The organism is Eggerthella sp., from assembly GCF_048329335.1.
Taxonomy (GTDB): Bacteria; Actinomycetota; Coriobacteriia; order Coriobacteriales; family Eggerthellaceae; genus Eggerthella; species Eggerthella lenta.
The window spans coordinates 1-2,169 of record NZ_DBFEGU010000377.1 but is presented as its reverse complement, the minus strand read 5'-3'; the positions used below and the strand labels follow the sequence as shown (position 1 = coordinate 2,169).

Here is a 2,169-nt window from a genome sequence, read left to right as displayed (position 1 = left end):
CCGACCCCCTGACGCTCACGGGGGGCCTGGGCTATATCTGCCAGCAGTGGCCGCTGTGCATCGCGGCCGCGTGCGTCTTCGACGCGTTCGGCGAGGCGGGGATCAAGTGCGCGGCGGCCGCGCTCGACATGGCCGCCGCGGCGACGGTGTGGGCCTGCACGCTCGACCGCGGCAGGACCGGGGCCGTGCACGCGGCGGCGTCGGCCGCCTGCGCGGTGGCCATAGCGTCGCTGTGCAACTCCACGCCGCGCGGCATCGACGTGATGGCGCTCTGCATTAGCTACGCGGCGGGCAGGAAGTGGGCGCGCGGCGGTCCGGACTCGCTGCTGGCGGCCTTCCCCGCAGCGGGCTTCGCCATGGCCCAGCTCCACGGGGCGCTGTGGACCGTGGCGCTCATGGTCCCCTGCTGTCTGATCGCCGACGGGAGGCTCGACCGGTACGGCAGGCTCAAGGCGCTCACGGCGGCGATGTCGACCGTGGCCGCCTGCATGCTCAACCCCTACGGCGCCAGGCTGCTCATGCTGCCCTTCCTCACCATGGGCGCCGAGTCGCTGAAATCGGTGGGGATCTGCGAGCTCGCGCCGTGGACGCAGGCCGCGCCCGTGCAAGCCGCCTGCGGCTGCACCCTCGCCGCGGCGCTCCTGCTGTTCCGGTGCCGGGTTCGCAGGCGAAGCGGCGGCCGGGTGCTTCTAGAGGCCGGTGACGTCCTCGTGCTCGGCACGCTCGCGCTCGCACTCGCCAACGTGAGAAACGAGCTCTTCCTGTTCGCCTCCATGGCGCTCTCCCTTTCCGATATCCAGGGTGAGGTGGCGGGGCCGCGTGCGCGGAGGCCATGGGCCCTCGCGGTGTGCTGCACGGCCGCGCTCGCCGCCGCCGCAGGCTGTCTCGCCGCGACCTTGCCGGCGAGGACCGTGACCGAGGCGTCGGCGGATGCGGCGCTGGCCGCCCTCGAGGCCGCCGGGGCAGAAAGCGGCGATGCCGTCATATGCGACATCGACGTGGGAAGCGAACTCGAGCTCGCGGGATTGCGGCCGCTGCTCGACACGCGGGCGGAGCTCTTCTGCCCCGAGCTCAACGGGGGCACGGACGCCTGGGGCGCAGCCCGGTCCGTACTGTCGGGCGATGCCGAGGCCATCGAGGGCACCGGCGCCGATTTCGCAGTCGTCCCCTCGGGGGCCTACCCCGCTCTCGAGGACGGGCTTGCCGAACTAGGGTTCTCACGGGTGCATGACGACGGGACCTTCGAGGTGTATGCCCGCAAGGCGGCTCCATAATTCCTCCACAGGCGGAAATAGGTCCTGAGCTGGGACAATCCCGAACCTTTCCCATTTTTGGGCAGGGTGCTGACCCGCATCTTTCCCGGGGGCATAGTTTATGCCGTACCGCCACAGACGTGGCACAGGCCGCGCGGGTGCGCCCGCGCATACATCCAAGAGAGAGAGGAGGAGGTCCAATGCACGATATCCTCGCCAAGCCGGCGGCCATCGCCACCTGCGGCCTTTTCAACATGAAGCGCCGCGCCAAGGAGGCCCTGCCCGCCCAGGGATCCATCGAGTGGATCGTCATCGTCGTCTGCATCGCCGTCGCGCTGATCGCCGCGCTGATCTACCTGTCTAACGAGATGAACGGCAAGATCAACCTGGTCGCCGACACGCTGCACAAGACCAAGGTTTCCGGCGGCACTGCCGGCGCGGAAACCTTCCCGGGCGGCAAGTAGCGCATCCCGGAGCCATCCGCCCGGGGGCCGCGACACCCCCGCCCCCGGGCATCCCGAACCTTCCCGCGCGCCGACAGGGCGCGCTTTTCAGATAACCACGGACCACAGCAAAGGAGGGAGCCTTATGCTCGCAACACTCACGCTCGCGGCCGGGTCGGCCGCCGCCGGATGGCTTTTGCAGCATGCCTACCAATCCCTGCGCTATTCCTTCTACGAGCGCGAGGACGCGGCCATGCTCGCGCCCGGCGCCGACCCCGCCGAGCGCCGAGACTGGCTGGCCGCGATCGGCGCCCAGGTCGCCATCCAGGCCGTCGCGCCCTCCACGATCGACGCGCTCGCCGCATCGGGCGACATCGACGCGGACCTGCTGGCGGACGGCGAGTCGGGCGCCTACGCGCGCCGCTACAACCCCACGCTCGCGGGCGAGGCCTACTGGGTCCCCGCATATCTCG

The 2,169-nt window shown here is 70.4% G+C and carries 3 protein-coding genes; all 3 read left to right on the top strand.

From position 1 onward, the window contains the following. A partial coding sequence (locus ACMO6A_RS11675) for a hypothetical protein (RefSeq protein WP_418471308.1) occupies positions 1-1,274 on the top strand: 1,274 nt, incomplete at its 5' end. Positions 1,275-1,453: 179 nt separating this feature from the next. After that, complete coding sequence (locus ACMO6A_RS11670) at positions 1,454-1,717, top strand: Flp family type IVb pilin (RefSeq protein WP_418471307.1); 264 nt, start codon at positions 1,454-1,456, stop codon at positions 1,715-1,717. Between the two features lie 124 nt (positions 1,718-1,841). Beyond that, the coding region (locus ACMO6A_RS11665) for a hypothetical protein (RefSeq protein WP_418471306.1) at positions 1,842-2,169 on the top strand (328 nt) is incomplete at its 3' end.